Source organism: Fibrobacter sp. UWH1, from assembly GCF_002210365.1.
Classification (GTDB): domain Bacteria; phylum Fibrobacterota; class Fibrobacteria; order Fibrobacterales; family Fibrobacteraceae; genus Fibrobacter.
This window is the reverse complement of record NZ_MWQG01000049.1, coordinates 1-20070: the sequence shown is the minus strand read 5'-3', so window position 1 is coordinate 20070 and position 20070 is coordinate 1. Positions and strand designations below refer to the sequence as shown.

The following is a 20070-nucleotide window of genomic DNA, read 5'->3' as shown; positions in this document are numbered from 1 at the left end:
AGAGAATCATCTAGCAAGGCAGCCTAAATGCTTCCACACATGTTGATGATGCCTCAAAAAATATTCTGTTTTCATCATGCGGGAGGCAATGCCGGAGTATATAGAAAATGGACTCTCAATAAAGGAGAAAAGAACTTCGTTTGCGTTGAGCTTCCCGGCAAGGGAACGCGTAGGCGCGAGCCGTTCGTTAACGACTTTAGCGAAATCTTACCGACACTGGCCGAAAATATCGTCAAAGTTGCACTCAACAAAAAATTCACCCTTTTTGGACACAGCATGGGTGCAGCCATGGCCTTCTATGTAGCAAACTACATTGAAAAGCAGTTTAACATTCATCCAGACAAGATTATTGCCGCAGGCCGCCAGGCCCCACAGGATGAGGATCCAAGCGAATTCAAGAGCTACATGAATGACGATGCCTTGATCGCAGAACTCAAGAAATATAACGCAACCCCTCCTGAAATTCTTGAAAATAAGGAACTTCTGCAATTCATTCTTCCCGAGGTACGCAAGGACTACAAACTTAACGAGAGTCTAATTTACCATGGCGAGCATGTGGATACCCCAATATATCTCCATGCAGGCACAATGGATATCGGAGCGACTAGAGAAATTATGTCGCATTGGAGTTATGTAACTACTCAGGGTACAAAATTTACGGAATTCAACGGAGATCACTTTTTTGTACTCAAATCAAGCAACTACCAAGATTTTTTGACAAAGGGCATCTAAGCAATGACAAACTGCATTCATACAGCCGTTCTTGAAAGGGCGAAACTTATTCCAAACGCAATTGCACTTGTAGCAAGGAATAGCAACGGTTCTTACGCCGAATTGACATACGGTGATTTATTCCTTAAAGTAATGAACGTCGCGGGAATGCTCAAGTCAAAAGGGTTCAAGACAAAGGACTTAATCGCCATTGTCCTACCTAAGGGCATGAATCAAGTCATTGCAGCACTCGCCATTCAATCCATTGGCGCAGCCTATGTGCCCGTTGGAGTACACCAGCCCATGGAACGCGTGCAAAAGATCTTTGAAGCCGCCCATATGAGTGGCGTTCTTACGGATTATGACCACAAGGAATTTTTCAAGGACGAAAAGCGTCCCGTAACCTTTATTGAAGATTCATCAAGCTTTGTAGCCCTTGACGAAAGTGAAATCGTCGCCGATGAAAATGCTCTCGCCTACATCATTTTTACATCGGGAACAACAGGTGTTCCCAAGGGCGTCATGATTTCGCATAAGGGCGCAAGCAATACCATTCGCGATATCAACGCCAGATTCAATGTCTGCGAAAATGATGCGGCCATGGCTATTTCCGAGCTTGACTTCGACCTTTCCGTATACGACCTGTTTGGAATCCTCAGTGCCGGTGGAAAGCTCGCCGTACTTTCGGAAGAGACCAAGAAGGAGGCCTCCGTATGGAAAGCCATCGCAGAAGAACAGAAGATTACGCTATGGAACTCTGTTCCTGCCCTGTTTGAAATGTTCTGCATCGTCATGAACAATATGTCTAGAGTCCCTCTGCGCGCAGTCTTACTATCGGGCGACTGGATTCCTCTTTCGCTCTTTGATACAACAAATAAAATTTGGCCCTCTATTCAATTTACATCGCTTGGTGGAGCAACGGAAGCATCCATTTGGTCCGTAATCTACAACGTAAGTGAAATCAAGAAGGAATGGAAATCTATCCCCTATGGACATGCATTGCGCAATCAAAAGATCCGCGTTGTGGACGAAAATAATAAGGACTGTCCCATAGGTACTCCTGGGGAGCTATGGATTGGTGGCGAAGGTGTGGCCGAAGGGTACCTCAACCAGCCTGAACTTACTGCAGAAAGATTCCCCATAATTGATGGCGAACGCTGGTACCGTACTGGCGACAAGGCTCGCTTTATGGATTGTGTAGATACCGAATTTATGGGACGCCTAGATACGCAGATTAAGCTTGGTGGATACCGCATTGAACTTGGCGAAATCGAAAATGTCATCAAGAAGCATAAGAACTATGTCAATGCCGTAGCCCTTGTTACCGAAAATGGAGCAAAGAAGGAAATTACTGCGGCAGTTGTCCCTACAACGAATAGCGCCTCTCAGCAGCCATCCGTTTCACTTTTCAAGAAGGAAACCGATAAGGAAGAAATTCTCGATAGAAAGAATATTGTTGCGGAATTCATGATTCGTGTCATGAGTGATTCCATGCAATTTGATTTCTGGAATGTATGGCTAAAGTCCAACGGCTTTATGGACCATAACGGAAACATTATCCAAAAGCCCGTCTTCAAAGAATCTGAATTTTCAAGGAAACTCCTTTCTAGCGAAAACATAACCCTATTGCGCGATGTTCTCAACAAGAGTATCCCAGCAACCAATCTTCTCAAAAATGATCTTTTCACACCAGAAAAAATCATGGTGCAAAGCAAGGCCTATGGTGAATTCGTAAAGACACTCCAGGAAGAAATCAAGAACTACCCTAAGGCAAAAATCGCATTCCTCAACGGTCGTTCCGGACTTACCATAAGAAAGTTCCTAGAAGAAACCAATCAACCGGTGGATGTAACCGTATTTGATGAATCAACAGGCATGCTTTCCATGGCAAGGGAAAATCTTGCTCAATTCAAGGATAAATGCAACATAAACTTTGCCATTTCGGACTTAGTTGCTCCCGTACAAGAACTCCAGAGCTTTGATTTTGTGGTAGATGCAGGATTCCTGCATACTTATCAAAACCCGGCAGAGGCTCTTATGCTTGCCTACCTAATGCTAAAGGCAGGTGGAAAGCTTTACGCCATTGATTTCGAAAATTTTGACCCCATCGCAGTCATAAGCTCCGCTGTACTTGAAGACGGCTTCAAGGACTACTCCCGCAGCCGCAAGGGAACATCTCTCCTGACGGATAGCGAATGGGAATCACTCTTTAAAGCTAGCCGTTTTGAAGAAGCAACCATTTTGAACACAAATGGGTTCTCACAGGTGCTCATTGCACAAAAGGAAGCTTCCGCTCCCAAGATTCCAATGGAAGAATTGGGCATCTACCTTAAGCAGAATCTCGTTCCTTACATGATTCCCGCCCGCATTGAAGTCTTTTTAAAGTTCCCCTTGACTCCAAACGGAAAACTAAACCGCAAGTATCTTACCGAACTTTTAAAGAAGAAGGCCGGTGAAGAGAGTGTCGATGAAAATTACATTGGCAAGGAGGAAGATATCGCTTGTATCTGGAAAGATCTCCTTTCCATTCCGCACATTGACCGCAAGGCAAACTTCTTTGAAATTGGAGGTGATAGCCTGCTCGCCACCCGCTTTATTGAAGTACTTCTTCAAAAATACGGAGTCAAGCTTTCGCTAAAGGACTTCTTTGAGCATCCAGAACTCGATATTTTAGCCCAGAAGCTGAGCTCCGAAATGGAAGCATCCGAAAATATGGAAGAGGGCGAAATATGATCGGTATTATCGGTGGTTACGGTAATATTGGGCTCCATGCCGTCAGATTTCTTTCAAAACTCGGTATTACACAAATTCGAATTGGCGGAAGGAACGTAGATAGCATATCAAACGAAATCCGTTCCGAATTTTCCAATGCAGAATGGATAAGCGTCGATGTAAGTAATAAGGATAGCATCCGAAACTTTTTCAATGGTTGCAGCTGCGTGCTTGACGCAACCAGCACCTTAGATGCCAACATGAAAAACATGGATGATGTTGCCGAAGATATGGGAATTCCTCTCGCTCACTTAGGAATTAACGGTTTTTCCCGTAGCAATTCCAAGGTACCCATTCTCTATGGCTCAGGGAGCATTCCTGGACTTTCGGGTCTTATCCCTCAGTATTTGGCTTCTGAATTCGACTCGGTTTCAGAACTTGACTTTGTATACGGTACCTGCAGCGCCATATCGAAAGCTGCTGCAAGGGACTATATGAATGGAATCCTTTCCGATACCAACCACTCCATGATTTATTGGAAAAACGGAAAGCTTGAACCTTATATTCCAAGCCAGTGCAAGTTTGAAATTTTTAGACAGAAGTTTTCAACATTCAGGCTCTATCCATTCTTTGACGACGAGTCGAGAGCCGTTGCCGAAAAGCTTAAGCCAGAAATAGGAAACTGGCAAATGTGCATAATCGGCAAGAGAACTTTGGAAGAACTAGACTCCGCCAGGGAAAGTTACAGGAAAAACCCCGATAAAACCATCGAAAGGCTTTGTACAGCAAACAAGCTTGATTTATTCGGTGTTAAGGAAGATGCCGTTTTCGCGTGTTCCATAAAGGGCATGCAGAAGGGCAAGGAACAGGAAAGCCAAATTATCATATCGGGAATTGGGGCCTCAAGACTTACTGGTGAATGCGCTGCAGCAACAGTCTTTACTATGCAAAGTGTCAAAATGGAGAACAAGAAGTCTCTACTTGGCGAAACATCACTATTCAAAAATGTCATTGACCTTATAAACAAGGACTCAGATATTAGAATCAAGAAAAGCTCCACATCCAACGATCCCGTAGATGAACTGGAAGGAGAAATTTAGGATGAATAGAAAGAAAGTCGTCGTATGCGGAAGTTCATTCGGCCAAATGTACATTCAGGCACTCCAAAGTCTACCTGATGAATTTGTGCTTGTAGGCCTCTATGGAAAGGGCAGCGATCGCTCAAAAAAATGCGCTGAAACCTACCATATACCCCTCTATACCGATTTTAACGAAATTCCACAAGTAGATATCGCCTGCGTAATCGTGAGTGCCGCAACCATTGGCGGATGTGGGACCGATATGGCGCTGCAATTTCTGAATAAGGGTGTAAGCGTTATTCAGGAACAGCCTATACACCCCAAAGACTTGACTCAATGCTATAAGGCAGCGCAGAAAAATAAGACCTACTTTTTAACAAGCGACCTTTACACGGAACTGCCCGAAGTTTCAAGATTCATTCGCATAGCAAAGGCGCTAAACAAGAAGGAGCCTCCTCTTTATATCAAGGGAGCTTTCGCTCCTCAAGTAGCCTACCCTACCTTCGACATTCTTTCACAGGCTTTGCCATCGCTCTATTCGCTACGAATCGAAAATACTATTGAAAATTTGGGGCCTTTCGATATTGCGACAGGCAAAATAGGGAACATCCCCTTTGCTTTTGAATACAACAACCGCGTCTTTGCCGAAGACAGAGACAATTACTCGCAACTTTTGCATAATTTCGCCTTTGTATACGAATCAGGCCGTCTCATTCTTGAAGATACCTTTGGCCCAGTCCTTTGGAAACCCAGGATGCACATGCCCAAGGCAATGTACAATCCGGAAAACCGAAAGGATATGCCAGCCTACGCCTGCGAAAAGACCATGGAAATCATGAACAATTTCTCGGCAAAGAGCTTCGAGGATGTTCTTCTTGACGACTGGAAAAAGGCAATCGGCAAAAACATCCAAAATCTTTCAAGAATGATTGACGAACACGCCAATATCGGCCCCATGGCTCAGCGAGCAATTACATACGCAACACGATGGGCAGAATTTACCACTGCCATGGGTTTTGCAAAGTTCATCACGCCCGATGGGCACCATTACATTCCTTCCGACGAAATCAAGAAATACTGTAGCGAGGTTTAACAATGCAGACGACCATAAATATCCTAGACAATTTTGAAAAGAAAGGCATACTGCTCTGGTCCGAAAACGGAAAACTCAAATACAAAGCCTCTAAGGAAACCATGACGCCAGATGTCATGGCAGAACTTAAGGCGAATAAGGAAGCAATTCTTCAGACCCTTGAAGAACGCGAACAGAATTCAAAATTTGTAATTGACCGAACAAACCGTTACGAGCCCTTCCCTCTAACCGATGTACAGTCTGCCTATCTCGTCGGTAGAAGCAAACTTTATGATTATGGTGGCGTCGCATGCCACGTCTATCTGGAACTCAAGTACAAGGATCTAGATACAAGTCGAGTCCTTGAAATCTGGAATGCGCTCACCCGCAAGTACGATATGCTACATGCGGTAATTAACGAAGGGGGATTCCAGCAGGTATTAAAAGAGGTCCCCTCCCTCGAAATCCCGGAATGGAATTTAGTCAAGAAACCTGAAAATAAAGAGGCTTTTGAAGAATTCCGCAAACAAATGGGAAATAGGGCCTACACTATCGGCAAGTGGCCAATGTTTGGACTAGCCGTTTCCAAGCACGTAGATTACAGCATTCTCCATTTTTCTATTGAATTTTTGATCGCCGACTGGACAAGCATCTGGAAACTCGTGGCAGAATTTGAAGGAGCCTATTTCGACAACGTCGCCATTGAAGGTGAAGAAAAAATTTCGTTCAGGGACTACTTGATAGCCGAGAAGAAAATCAAGGAAAGTAAGCAGTACCAGAGCGAAAAAGCATACTGGATGGAGCGTATCCCGAACCTCCCCGAATCTCCAGAATTGCCGATCAATTCGATTGACCAGGTTCAAGACGCCTTTGAACGAAAGTTCACAAGGCTTTCCCCTGAAGAATGGAACAGGGTCAAGACTCGTTCAAAGCAATATGGCCTTACGCCGACCGTCCCCGTCCTTACCGCCTACGCCGATGTCCTTGCCAAGTGGAGCAGAAACAAGGATTTCTGCATCAATATGACGGTACTTAACCGCCTCCCCCTTCACAAGGATGTTATGGAAATTGTTGGGGACTTTACATCTTTAAGCCTTCTTGAAATCCATAACAATACAAAGACAGACTTTTTAACAAGGGCCAAAACCTTAAACGCCCAGCTATTTGACGATATCGACCACAGACTTTTCAGTGGCGTAGAGGTCATGCGCGAAATATCCAGGCAGACAAAGAAGAATGGTATCTCTATGCCTATCGTGTACACCAGCGCCATAGGGCTTTCTGAATCGTCAAAGCCTTTACGCGCTGAATTCTGCGGGGGTATATCCCAAACTCCGCAAACGTTCATAGACTGCCAGGTCATGGATGGATCTTTCGGCCTACAGGTCAACTGGGATTTGAGAGCAGGCGTTTTTGCACCAGATATCATTGACGCTATGTTCAAGTCTTTTGAGGAACGCTTAAAGTCATTGGCTGATGAAAATGCAGACTGGACACTCATAAAGAATCTAGCCATACCTCAAAAGGACCACGAAGAACGTACTACCGCCAACAGCACGCAACGTCAATGGAACGTCCGTATGCTGCAAGCTGACTTTAGAAAGAATGTATTGGCAAACCCAGCAAAGATTGCCGTTGATGACGGCATCACCAATTTTACTTACAGAGAACTTGACCTGCGAGCCAGTGCACTCGCCCAGGCACTTGTAGATAACGGCGTAAAAAGAGGTGATTCGGTTCCTGTCCTTATGGAAAAGAGCGCTTGGCAGATTGTAAGCGTCATGGGAATCCTTTATGCAGGAGCGGTCTATATTCCTATTTCTGCGGCACACGCTAGCGGTAGAGCCCAGAAAATTATGACAAAATCAGGCTGCAAGGTTGTTTTAGGCGTTTCCACAGAAGAACACCCGGAAGCCGAAGGATACACCTTAATCAATGTGGATACCCTTGCCCCCACGGAAGGTTTTACAGAAGTAAGCAATGATCCAAATGATGTAGCCTACGTCATCTACACCTCCGGAAGTACCGGTGAACCTAAGGGTGTTGTCATTACCCATGCAGGTGCAATGAACACTATTGATGACATGAATGCAAGATTTCACGTTTCATCAAATGACAACGTCCTTGGACTTTCTCAGCTCAATTTTGACCTTTCCGTGTATGACATCTTTGGCGTTCTTGGTGCAGGAGGCACAATCTATTATCCGCCAAAGGCAGATTACATGAACCCCGCCTATTGGTACAGCTTGCTTCACGAAAAGCAAATTACGCTATGGAATAGCGTTCCCGCTCTCATGAAAATACTCCTCAACTATACAGAGTCTGTATCTAATCCCAAGCTTCCGCTAGAAAAGGTATTCCTCTCTGGCGACTGGATTCCTGTCGATATGCCGGGGACCATCCAAAAATACGCTCCAACAGCAGAAGTCATCTGTCTTGGAGGAGCTACTGAAGCTTCTATCTGGTCAAATTACCACCGTTATGACGCCAATGACGGTTTAAAGATACTCCCCTATGGAAGGCCTCTTTCGAACCAGACCATGTATGTCCTCGATGAAAATCTCGAAGATTGCCCCGTACTTGTACCCGGTCAAATTGCACTGGGTGGCGATGGCGTAGCCCTCGGTTATCATTTTGACAAGGAACGCACGGATAAGCAGTTCGTATTCCTTCCAGGAACTACAAAACGTGTCTACCTTACCGGAGACTTTGGCCGTTACCTCCATGGAGGTGAAATTGAATTTCTCGGCCGTCGAGATAACCAGGTCAAGATTCGCGGTCATCGCATTGAACTCGGTGAAATCGAAAATGTGCTTTTGGAATTCAAAAACGTACGCGCCGCTGTAGCCATCGTAAGTGCCGACAAAAATGAAATTTTTGCCATGATTGAAAAATCCGGCGAAATCGATAAGGATGGGCTTAAGAATCACATCGATAAGTACCTGCTCCACTACATGCACCCCTCCCATATCGAAATCGTGGAGGCAATGCCACTTTCCACCAATGGAAAGATTGACCGAAAGGCCGTACTCTCACTCATTGAATCCAAGAAAGTTTGCAACAAGGATACCCATACAGACTCGGCGATAACTCCAGATGAAGAAAAAATTGCTGAAATTTGGAAAAAAGCTTTAGAGGTCAATCAGATTGGCCCCGAAGAAAACGTCTATGACCTTGGCGCAAATTCAATCATGATGACTCAGGTAGCGACATCTATTCGCACCCAGCTCAAGATTGAGATGCCCTTTGATATTCTGTTAAAGCAGATGCTAGACTACCCCACTGTACGCGATACGGCAAACTTCCTATTCCATAAGGAAGAAAATGAAGTCAAGAAGGACAAGGGCGATTTTATCCGCATGGTGCACTACGGGAATGGAGAAATCAAGGATGGGAAAATTCGAGTCATTCTCCCACCCATTTTCTGGAATCCGGATAGATTCAAGTATATTGTTCCCACACTTCAGGCCCAGAATGAAGGCGAGGTATATACCTTCGCTATTGATGATGATGAAGGCTACTTTAGCGTAAAACCGGAAGATGTCGGAACGACACTTGCTGCGTTATTCACCAAGCATATCCTTGAAACAGGGGCAAAGAGCGTTCAACTGATTGGCTATTGCTTTATTTCATCCGTAGCAATTGAAGTTGCAGAACGTTTGGAAGAAGCCGGTGTCAAAGTTCCTGACCTCTCGATTATTGACGGAACACGATTTGGTTTCACAAGCAAGACGATATTCACCCGTAACATATTCTTTTCTGAAATGCTTGCCGTTGACCTTATGAAATGGGGTCTCGATGCGGTAGAATGTGCCGAATGTTTCCAGAAAATACTTGAAACAAGCAAGAAGACTGAAATTGGCAAGGAAGAAATCATTGCCACAGCAGACCTAATGAAGGATGGTTCAAAGCTCAAGCAGTTCCTCGAAATGAATGACGATGATATTCTCGCCCTTTGCAAAGAATACAGCATGAACTTCGCCCACACTGCCGATGACAAGACTCTAAAACGCCTATTAAAGTTATATACCCATAATACAAGTATTTTGGGATTCTACACGCCAACCCCGTATTTTGGCAATGTACGCTACTTTATGGCCGAAAATAAAGAAGGCGTATTCAGATACTTCGGCATGTTCTACAAGGAATGGGAAGAACTCTGCATTGGTAATTATGAGCTCCAGATTATCAAGGGGAACCACTTTAGCTGCATCGACGATCCGACATACGCAAAGGAACTCGCCCAAAAGCTTAGCTATGCCCACAAGGAGGCTGAATAATGCAGCTGATTTCTGAATTTGCAGAAAGAGGCATCCTGCTTTGGACCGAAGACGGAAAGCTGAAGTTTCGCGCAACAAAGTCCGCTTTGACCACCGAAGACAAGGAAACTCTCAAGCAGCATAAAGAGAAAATTATTGCCTATCTGAACCATCAAAAGGAACTTGCATCAAAGGCATTCCCTCTCACGTCCATTCAAAAGTCCTACTTGACCGGACGTGACGAGATTTATGACCTTGGCGGCATCAATACCCATTACTACATGGAACTCACGTCTGATATTCCCCTGGACGCATGCAAGATGGAGGAGGCCCTCAACGAGACAATCGCCCATTGCGATGCTATGCGGCTTATCATCTTTAAAAATGGCACCCAAGCAGTCCTCGAAGATGTCCCCCATGTGAATATCAAGGAATATACGTTCACTAGCGCAGAGGAAAGGCTTAAGGGCAGAAGCGAGTGGAATCACCACATCTATCAACTTGACCAATGGCCGCTATTTACATTCCGCATTTCCCATGTGAGCGGAGAAAAGGACATTCTCCACATTGATTTTGACTGCATTATCATGGATTCCTTCAGCGCAAAAATTGCCATTACGCAGATGCTGAAAATCTATAATGGCGAAACGGTAACGTGGCCAGGCTACAGCTTTAAGCAATATAGCGAAGAATTGTCTGCCTTTGAGTCAAAGCAGGACTACAGCGCAGCAGAAGCCTATTGGAAAGGCAAGGTGAATGAAATCGTGGTAGAACCGGATTTGCCTTACGCAAAGCCTCTTTCCGAGATTCACAATCACCGTTTCGACCGAATGACTGGCGGCATTACAAAAGAGGAATACGTAAAACTACAGCAGGTGGCAAAAAATTACCGATCGACACCTTCAGCCATTGTAAGTTGCGTACTGCTAAAGACTTTACTGAAGCACAGCAAAGGCAACGCCATCACCATCAACTCAACATTATACAATAGGCAGCCGCTACACAAGGATATTTATAGCGTCGTTGGCGACTTTACAAATATTGCCTACCTAACGCTGTCAAAGAATGCCGGCAGTTTTTTACAGAGCATTCAGGCCGTTCAAAAGGAAATGTGGCAATTCGTGCGGTTCCACTCCTATGACGGAACAAAGATACTCAAGTTCAAGGAGAATCTGCGCCCTATGAAGGCACAGCTCCCCATTGTGCTTACCTGCGTTCTCGATGGTGGCAAGACGGTCAATACGCTCCCCGGTGGAATTCGCCAGACAAATTCCCTGAGCAAGACCCCGCAGGTCGTATTGGATTACCAGGTTACAGACTTTGACGGATCACTTTCACTGTGCTTCGACTATGTAAAAATGGCTTTCGAGTATTCAACAATCAAGGAAATCATGGATGACAACATTGCCCTTTTACGTCGACTATTAACAGAAGATTGGAACCAAATAGAATAAGATGCTCTACGCATTAACCGACATAAAGAATTTTGCAGAGGATGATCTTGTAGCATTTTCTCCTTTCCTAAGCCTACAGCGAAAGCAGAAAATTGATCGCTACAAATTCTTTGCCGACAAGAAGATTTCCGCTTTGGCCTACCTGCTTTTGAAATCAGCCTATGTAATAGAGACTGGTAAAAGAATAATGGAAGATTTTGAAATTGGTAAATACGGCAAGCCCTATTTCAAGAACGAACCCTTTATCCAATTCAACATTTCCCATGCCAGGGAAGGCGTTGTCTGCGGAATTTCCAAGGAAGATATTGGAGTTGACATTACTGGAATAGACAAGCGAAACCTGGACTGCATCAAAAGCGCCATGCACCCTAACGAGATACGGAAAATTGAGCAGGATGCAAATGGAGTTACCTTGTTCACCCGTTTTTGGTCGCTTAAGGAAAGCTACGTCAAATGCCAGGGAACAGGAATCAGCTCTAAGATCAACAAGATGGACTTCTCCCCTTTTGATGAAGATTCTTTCCGTTACGAGCTTCAGGTGATGCAAGTCTTCAACGATACGAATTCCGTTATTACGTCCTGCTCTGCAAGCGTAGAGTCCATAAAGAAATTAAACATTAAACAAATCCATAACATTCTTTCAGGTACATGATTCATGAAACAACTACCCTCCCTTAACGAAAGATTAAAAGACTACCTTAAGAGTGATTCAAAGATCACCCTTTATAAGGATGGAACAACAACGCTCTATTCAAAGGCAAGCCTTGAGAAAGACATCCTTTTCGCCCGCCATACATTTAAAAAATATGGACTAAAACAAGGCGACATGGTTCTATTCCAAATTAATGCCGCGACAAAGAAAGCTTTTCTAGCAAGCTTTTTCGCATTGCTTTCTATGGGGGTCGCTCCCGTTCTTTTGACAGCAGCTCGCAGCAGAGACCATGTTACAAGGCTAAAACGCGTTGCAGGCGATAACCCAACCGCTCCTATTATTGCAGATAGTGAAACAGCAGAATTCATCAAGTTTTTCTGGAAAGACCTAGACAAGAATCGAATCATTACCGTTGTCGAGAATGTCGAGAAATATCCTGACGACATGGAAAATGAAATCGAATATGCGGATGTAGACCCAAATGCACTGGCTCTCGTGCTTTATTCCTCGGGAAGCACTACGGATCCGAAAGGCGTTATGATGAATAACCAGAGATTCCTGCTCATGCTCAAGAACCTCGGTAAGGCGCTTAAGACTAGTCCAAAGGACATTTGGCTACAATGGCTTCCCCTTGAACATGCCTTTGGCATTGTTACACTGATAGTCATCCCGATGTACTATAATCTGGGTGCGGTTCACATGAACGCTGTAGAATTCATTCAGAATCCTAAATCATGGTTCGACGCAGTAAGCAAGACTCGCGCAACAAAAACAGCGGCTCCCAATTTTGCCTATCCACTACTCAAGCAGGCAATCCAGGGGAACGAAAAATGGGACTTGTCCTGCTTAGACTTCATTCTAAATGGTGGCGAACCGCTTTCCAAGAAAGTCTGTAAGGAATTTACCGATTCCATGAAACACTTTGGGTTCAAAGAAAATACTATAGTACCGCTTTACGGCCTTACAGAAGCTTTGGGTGCAGTGACCTTCAATATGGAACATGAATACCCAGAAGTCTATGCAGAAAAGCTTACTGCAGGCATTGATTTCAACCTTGACGTGCTTAAGGCAAACATTGCCGATATCGTATGCCAGGGCAGAGCCATTCCCGAGATGCAGATTCGAATATCCAATGATCTTGGCGAACCGCTCAACGATTATGTAGTTGGAAACATTCTTGTGAAAAGCGACTATATCTGCACCGGATATCTGAGCAAGGATTCGTCCGACCTCTTTATTGACGGATGGCTTGACACAGGCGACCTGGGATTCCTAAGCGAAGGCCTTCTTTATGTGGTTGGCCGCAAGAAAGATATGTTTTTCATTCACGGGAAAAACATTTACCTTCGCGACATTGAACAAGTCATAACCTCTAAATTCGGATACCGTTGCGCAGTATGCGGAGATAACGATTTTGCATCAGGAAACAACTATGTCTACTTGTTTGTAGAATCCCAGGATCCAGCGGATATTCCCGTTAAAGAACTCAAGGAACACGTATTCTCCGAAATGGGTTTTGGCCTAAACAAGGTCATCCCTATGAAAAAGCTCATTACAACAGGAACTGGAAAAATAGCCAAGGAAAAGATGCTATTGGCCTTCAAAAATGGTGAAATTACAGGAGTATAAAAATGCCCGCTTTGTCGATTGACGAAATTATTTCAAATTTCAAGAGTATTACACAAAAGAACCTCGAAAAGGATACCTCGCTCTATGAGGTTTTCGAGGATTCCATCCAGATGTTCAGGTTTCTGGGAAAGCTGAAGGACAACATGGGTGTAGAATTCGGCATGTTGGATCTCGTTCAAGCCGAAACCATCGGGGATCTCGCAAGAAAGGTTCTTGAAAAGAAGGGAACGGAAACCGTCATTGAACGTGAAGTCCCGCTGACTTCGATGCAACAGTCCTATAGGTTGGGTCGCGAACAGAATTTCCACAATGGGCTGAATTCAACGCACTTCTATTTTGAAGTCCGCCATAATTTTAACCTGGACAAGGCGGAAAGCTGCCTAAGAAATCTCATTGAAAAGCATGATGCCCTGCGAGCATTCGTAAACGGCGAAAATCAGTGTGTTTACGACAAGAGCATTGCAAGAACATTCAAGATTACTCGTGAGCACATGTCCGAACAGCAGGCCGAAACATACCTGCAGGGCACTCGTAATCGTGTACAAACAGAAATAAGGAGTCTCGAGAAGTGGCCTCTTTTTAATATCGTAAATATCGAAACCGAAAAGGGAAACATTACCTCCATTGACCTTGAGCTCATGTTCATCGACGGTCTCAGCGCCCAGGGGCTCGCTACAGAATTCTTGATGCTTTACAACGACGAGGCAATTCCCAATTTCAACTTTGAGGAAAATCCCCAATATGTCCAGTGGATTAAGGAACGTTCCAATCCCACAAAGCATGATGTCGACAAAAAATTCTGGGATAGCCGAATAGATTCTTTTCCCGAAGCCCCAAAGCTCCCCACTGTAGAAAAAATCTCCTCCAAGGACAATATCTGCAGGCGAAAACAGGCAAGATTTTCTAAGGAAACACTTCGAGCACTTGATATTTTCGCAAAAAAAAATGGCGTTACTTCCAGCATTGTCCTTTTCTATCTCTATCTAAAGACAATAGCTAGATTCAGCGAATCTAGTGACTTCTCTGTCAATATTACCATGTTGAACAGGCCCTATGGCATTGAGGGGATGGATTTCATCATTGGCGATTACACGAGTAACGTCATTTACGATTTCAGCGAAAGCCTTTTCAAGGGAAAATCCCTCAAGGAAACTCTCCAGGCCGTGCGCGACAAGATGTATGAATACATCGATCACAGTTCATACGAAGGTGTCGAAGTCATTCGTGACCTCATTCGCAAAAAGCGTATCGATAACGAAAACCCGATGCCCATTGTCTTTACGAGCATGCTTTTTGGAAAGCTCCCTGCCCCTAAGGATATTGAAGTTACCTATGTTCAATCGCAAACGTCACAGGTAAGTATCGATAACCAAATCTGCAAGACCAACGACGGCGGGCTCCTGATTTCATGGGATTACCTCGAAAAGATTTTCCCTGCAAATACAATTAAGGACATGTTCAAGTTCTACTCCGAAAATATCCAGGCTCTTGCCGATAGCGGAGAAATGTCTTCAGAGGATCCTGAATTTATTGAATCTGTCAATAAATACAACCAGACTAGTGAAAAATTTGAGATCAAGCATCCTCTCACCTATATCATTGATTCTTTTGACAAGTTCAGCGCAAAGACCGCTATCAAGGATTCAACAAGAAGCCTTACCTATGGCGAACTCAAGAATGCCGTAAGCCATGCTGCCAAGTATCTTGAGGACAAAGGAGTTGTTGTGGGTGATTCCGTAGGCATCCTGGTTCAGAAGAATGTACAGACTGTTGTAAGCATTCTCGCCACCATGGCAGCAGGCGCAACCTACATTCCCATTGACTACAAGTGGCCCAAGGAACGCCAGAACTTCATTCATGAGAATTCAAATTGTCGAATGACTGTTGATCCGAATGAAATAGAGCTTGACACAACGAGCTATGTAGACTGCTTTAGGCCCAATTCAAATCTAGGGGCAACTGCCTATGTGATTTACACATCCGGAAGTACGGGTACTCCAAAGGGAGTTTCCATTGCCTATGGAGCCATGGTCAATACGATTCTCGACATCAACAAACGCTTTGGCGTAAGTGAAAATTCCACAATTCTTGGGCTTTCTTCTTACTGTTTCGACTTGAGCGTTTATGATATCTTTGGCTCACTTTCTACCGGTGCCGAACTGGACATCGCAAAGGACATTCAAGAAACTGCCGAAATCAAGAGCTTTGTTGACAATGCAAAGACTATTCTCTGGAACTCCGTTCCCGCTGGCATGGAACTATTCATTGACAGCCTCCCCGAAGACTATGTCAACGAAGAACTCAAATCGGTACTTTTGAGTGGAGATTGGATTTCCGTTACGCTTCCTGACCGCATTCACAAGCATTTCCCCAACGCAAATGTGTATAGCTTCGGCGGAGCAACCGAAGCTTCCATCTGGTCCATCTATTACCCCATTACCAAGGTTCCTAGCGAATGGAAGAGCATTCCCTACGGCTATCCGCTCGCTAACCAGACCATCTACATCCTCACTGACGAACTTGAAATTTGCCCCCCGGAAATCAAGGGTGAAATTTACATTGGTGGCGTAGGCGTTGCCCAAGGATACGCCAATAGCCCAGAAAAGACTGCAGCGGCATTTATTGATCACAAAAAATACGGTCGCATTTACAAGACTGGCGATTTTGGAAAATTCAGCAGTGAGGGCTATGTCATTTTCCTCGGGCGCAAGGATTCCCAGGTAAAAATTGGCGGCTACCGCATTGAGCTTGGCGAAATTGAACAATGCATGCAGAGCATCGATGGAATCGAAGCAGCAGTTGTCATTGTCAATGCAAACAAGCAACTTGCCGCATTCTACACAGGGGAAAATATTTCAAAGGATAAGCTGAGTTCCGAGCTTTCAAAGTTCCTGCCTAGCTATATGGTTCCGCATCTTTATCAAAACCTTGAAAAGATGCCTCTCTCGCCAAATGGCAAGATTGATCGCAAGGCTTTGTCTAGCGTAGCCTGCAAAGGAACAACCGAAAAAGAACCAGTCGAAAAGAACACCTTCCTCACAGGAATTCAGCAAAGAATCCTAAGAGTCTGGAAGAAAGTCCTTGAAATTCAGAAACTTGACGAAAAGATGGATTTCTTTGAACTCGGTGGCGATTCCATCAAGGCCCAGCGTATTGCCCAGCGTATTGAAAAGGAATTCAACGTTCGCATACCTTTTAGCTCCATTCTCAACGCTAAATCGGCTCTTGAATTTGCTCAATTTGCAGAATCCAAGATTAATGAAAGCGTAAAGCCCGCAAGCGCAGACATTCAAAAAGCAAGCGATGTATCCAAGAACAAGACATTTCCTCTCACAGGAGTCCAGCTTGCTTACCTTAATGGAAGGAACGAACACTTTGAACTTGGAAAGTACAACGCTCACTACTTCTTTGAAATCGATACGGAATATGAGGCAGTTGATGTCGAAAATGCAATCAACCAAGTTGTCAAGAAACATGATGCTCTGCGAGCAATTTTCCTTCCCCAGGGCATTCAGAAGGTTCTTGTCGATGTGCCAAGGTACCATGTAGAGGTTGTACACTGCAACATCGAAAACCATGAAGCAGAAATCATGCGTCTCCGCAATGAGCTTTCGCACCACTGCTACAAGCATGATACTTGGCCGCTATTCACCTTAAAGATGGTTGAATGGGATAACCACAAGGTTTTGTTCTTTAGCTTTGACCTGATGGTCTGCGATGGCGACAGTATGCAGATTTTCTTCTCGGACATCGCAAGAATTCTCCGTAAGCAGCCTTTCGAAAGCGAAATCAACTATTCTTACGAACAGTACATTCGCGATCTTGACTATTCAAAAGATTCAAAGCGCATCGAAGAAGATAAGTCCTACTGGATGGAAGAAATCAAGAACTTTCCCTCGTACCCCCATGTTCCTACAGTCATGAAGCTCTCTGACTGCAAGGAATATACCATGGAAAGGAAAAAAGCGGTCATCTGCAAAAAAACCTGGAAACAGTTCAAGGCCGTAGCCAAGAATCACAGAGTTTCTCCGTCCGCACTTCTCTGCACAATTTACGCAAAGGTTCTCTCCAGATGGTGCAACCAAGAAGATCTATTGCTGAACCTTACCGCCTTCGAAAGGAAGCCTTTCCATAGGGATGTAGAAAAGATCATCGGTGATTTTACCAAGTTGCTACCCCTCTCGTTGAGTGTCAAGGAAAAGGATTTATGGACCTCGGCAAGCTACGTCCAGGAACGCATCATGACAGGTCTTGAGCATCTTTCCTTTGACGGAACAGAGATTATGCGCGAGCTCGCTAAACAAAGCGGACAGTTTGGCAAGGCGCTTCTCCCAGTCGTTTTCACATGCGTACTCTTCGATTCTCCGGAAAACTACTACGAAGTCCTTGGAAAGCTCCGCTACTCCATTTCCCAGACACCACAGGTGTTTATTGATAACCAGATTGCCGAAATGGAACAGAAACTTTTCATTTCCTGGGATATCGTCAAGGAAATCTTTGATCCAGAAGTTATCGATGCCATTTTTAACGACTTTGTAGAAAACATCCGCTACATTGCCGCAGGTGAACAGAATTTGCTGTTCTTCGGCATCAATAGCCAATGGGGTAAGTACAATCCACCCATGCACGAATCCCCCATGGAAACCATGATTGGACTTGTAAACAAGGCTTTAAAACTATACCCGGAACAGACTGCAGTCGTAAACAAGGGCGATTCCATTACTTACGAAGCGTTAGACAAGCTTTCAAACCAGATAGCGCACCTGCTTAAGCAAAAGGATGTAAAACACGGCGACCGAGTAGCAGTCCTTGGCGAACGCAAGATTGAAACAATCGCAAGCATTGTTGGCATTATGAAGGCCGGCGGAGTCTATGTTCCTGTAGATGTAGCTTACCCCAAGGAACGCATTGACTTCATTATGCAAGATGCATGCTGCAAGCTTCTTCTGAGCAAGGCATTCCTTGAACAGGAGCATGTGAAAACTCTCGATAGCACTGACGTTCCTGCAACAAGCTACCCCGAAGACGAAGCCTACATTATCTACACATCAGGTAGTACCGGCAAGCCCAAGGGCGTTGTCATGCAGCATGGAGCCGTAGCCAACACAATTATTGACATCAACGAACGAATTGGCCTCAATAAGAACGACGCTCTCATCGGCATTTCTTCCATTTGCTTTGACCTGAGTGTCTATGATATCTTCGGAAGTCTGAGCAGCGGAGCAAAGCTTGCACTCGTGAACGACGCAAGGAACATGGACGAAATTTGCAATACAGTAGCATGCGAAAACGTAACCGTATGGAACTCCGTCCCAATCCTATACGCCATGGCAATGCAGCATAGGATCCATGCAAATATTTCTACAGAGTTGAAACTCAGGAAGGTTTTGCTTTCTGGAGACTGGATTCCTCTAGATATCTGTACCACCTCCAAGAATGCTGGCTCCAAAGCAGACCTCATCAGCCTCGGTGGCGCAACAGAAGCAGCCATCTGGTCCATAGCCTATCCGTTCAGTGAAGTAAAACCTGAATGGAACAGTATTCCTTACGGTATGCCGCTCAAGAACCAGATGTTCTATGTGCTGAACAAGAACCTTGAACTCTGTCCCGTTGAAACGGAAGGTGACTTGTTCATCGGTGGCATTGGCCTTGCCAAATGCTACAACAACGATCCTGAAAAGACTTCCAAGGCGTTTATTGACCACCCGAAACTTGGGCGAATTTACCGCACGGGTGACGTAGGAAAGCTCAAGAAGGAAGGCTACATTGAATTCCTCGGACGTTCCGATAACCAAGTAAAGCTTCACGGCTTTAGGATTGAACTTGGTGAAATTGAATCGGCAATTCTGCATACAGGTTACGTCCAGGAAGCTGTGGCTACAATGAAGGACATTCCGGGAAGCGGAAAACAGATCATTGCCTATGTGACAAAGACTTCTGTTGATAACGCAGAGAAGGTTTTAAAGGCCGAAATTTCAAAGACCCTTACGGAATATATGATTCCTTCGCGCATTGTCGTGCTAGAAGAACTTCCACTCAGTGCCAATGGAAAGGTTGACCTGAAGAGTCTCCCCCTCCCCGAAGCTATGGCCAAGGAATCGGAAAACCTTTCAAAGGAATCCTTTGACACCTACACCGAAACTGAAAAACAGCTGGTTACCATCTGGAGAAATGTTTTCGAAAACCAGAATATCCTCCTGGAAGACGACTTCTACTCTCTCGGTGGAGAATCCATCATCCTTATGAAGCTTGTGGATACCATTACAGCAGAAATGGGAAAGACAGTCACCATTGATGACATTCTTCAGGCTGTAAATATCAAGGAGCTATCTGCAAAACTTTCGTAATTTCATGACTGAGCCGACTGCGCTGCACTGCATGGCAGTGCAAGGCTATTAAAAAAGGTTCCCATTCAGAAAGAATGGGAACCTTTTTTATGTTAAAGGGCGCGGATTCTCATCGTCAAGTAAATCCGATCTAGGCTGAAAACAAAAAAAAATCC

Annotated in this window: 9 protein-coding genes; all 9 read left to right on the top strand. The window is 44.6% G+C overall.

The window, feature by feature from the left end:
* Positions 1–39: 39 nt before the first annotated feature.
* Genes B7992_RS14715 through B7992_RS14675 form a run of 9 tightly spaced genes read left to right on the top strand, consistent with a single transcriptional unit; the run spans position 40 to position 19915 of the window.
* Positions 40–732 (top strand): thioesterase II family protein, encoded by a 693-nt coding sequence (locus tag B7992_RS14715; protein WP_217897620.1) that lies wholly within the window; start codon positions 40–42, stop codon positions 730–732.
* Between the two features lie 3 nt (positions 733–735).
* A complete protein-coding gene (locus B7992_RS14710; protein WP_088666645.1) occupies positions 736–3444 on the top strand; it encodes an amino acid adenylation domain-containing protein in 2709 nt (902 codons plus the stop codon).
* Positions 3441–4523 (top strand): hypothetical protein, encoded by a 1083-nt coding sequence (locus tag B7992_RS14705; protein WP_073160921.1) that lies wholly within the window; start codon positions 3441–3443, stop codon positions 4521–4523. Before B7992_RS14710 ends, B7992_RS14705 begins: the two co-directional genes overlap by 4 nt.
* 1 nt (position 4524) lies before the next feature.
* Positions 4525–5595: a Gfo/Idh/MocA family oxidoreductase gene (locus tag B7992_RS14700; RefSeq protein ID WP_073160967.1), complete on the top strand. Its 1071-nt coding sequence runs from the start codon at positions 4525–4527 to the stop codon at positions 5593–5595.
* 2 nt (positions 5596–5597) lie between these two features.
* A complete protein-coding gene (locus B7992_RS14695) occupies positions 5598–9854 on the top strand; it encodes a non-ribosomal peptide synthetase (RefSeq protein WP_088666644.1) in 4257 nt (1418 codons plus the stop codon).
* Positions 9854–11287 (top strand): condensation domain-containing protein, encoded by a 1434-nt coding sequence (locus B7992_RS14690; protein WP_088666643.1) that lies wholly within the window; start codon positions 9854–9856, stop codon positions 11285–11287. Before B7992_RS14695 ends, B7992_RS14690 begins: the two co-directional genes overlap by 1 nt.
* A 1-nt stretch (position 11288) precedes the next feature.
* Positions 11289–11939, top strand: coding sequence for a 4'-phosphopantetheinyl transferase superfamily protein (locus tag B7992_RS14685; protein WP_088666642.1), 651 nt, complete (start codon positions 11289–11291; stop codon positions 11937–11939).
* 3 nt (positions 11940–11942) lie between these two features.
* Positions 11943–13568 (top strand): AMP-binding protein, encoded by a 1626-nt coding sequence (locus tag B7992_RS14680; RefSeq protein ID WP_083542156.1) that lies wholly within the window; start codon positions 11943–11945, stop codon positions 13566–13568.
* 2 nt (positions 13569–13570) lie between these two features.
* Complete coding sequence (locus B7992_RS14675) at positions 13571–19915, top strand: non-ribosomal peptide synthetase (protein ID WP_088666641.1); 6345 nt, start codon at positions 13571–13573, stop codon at positions 19913–19915.
* Positions 19916–20070 lie beyond the last annotated feature (155 nt).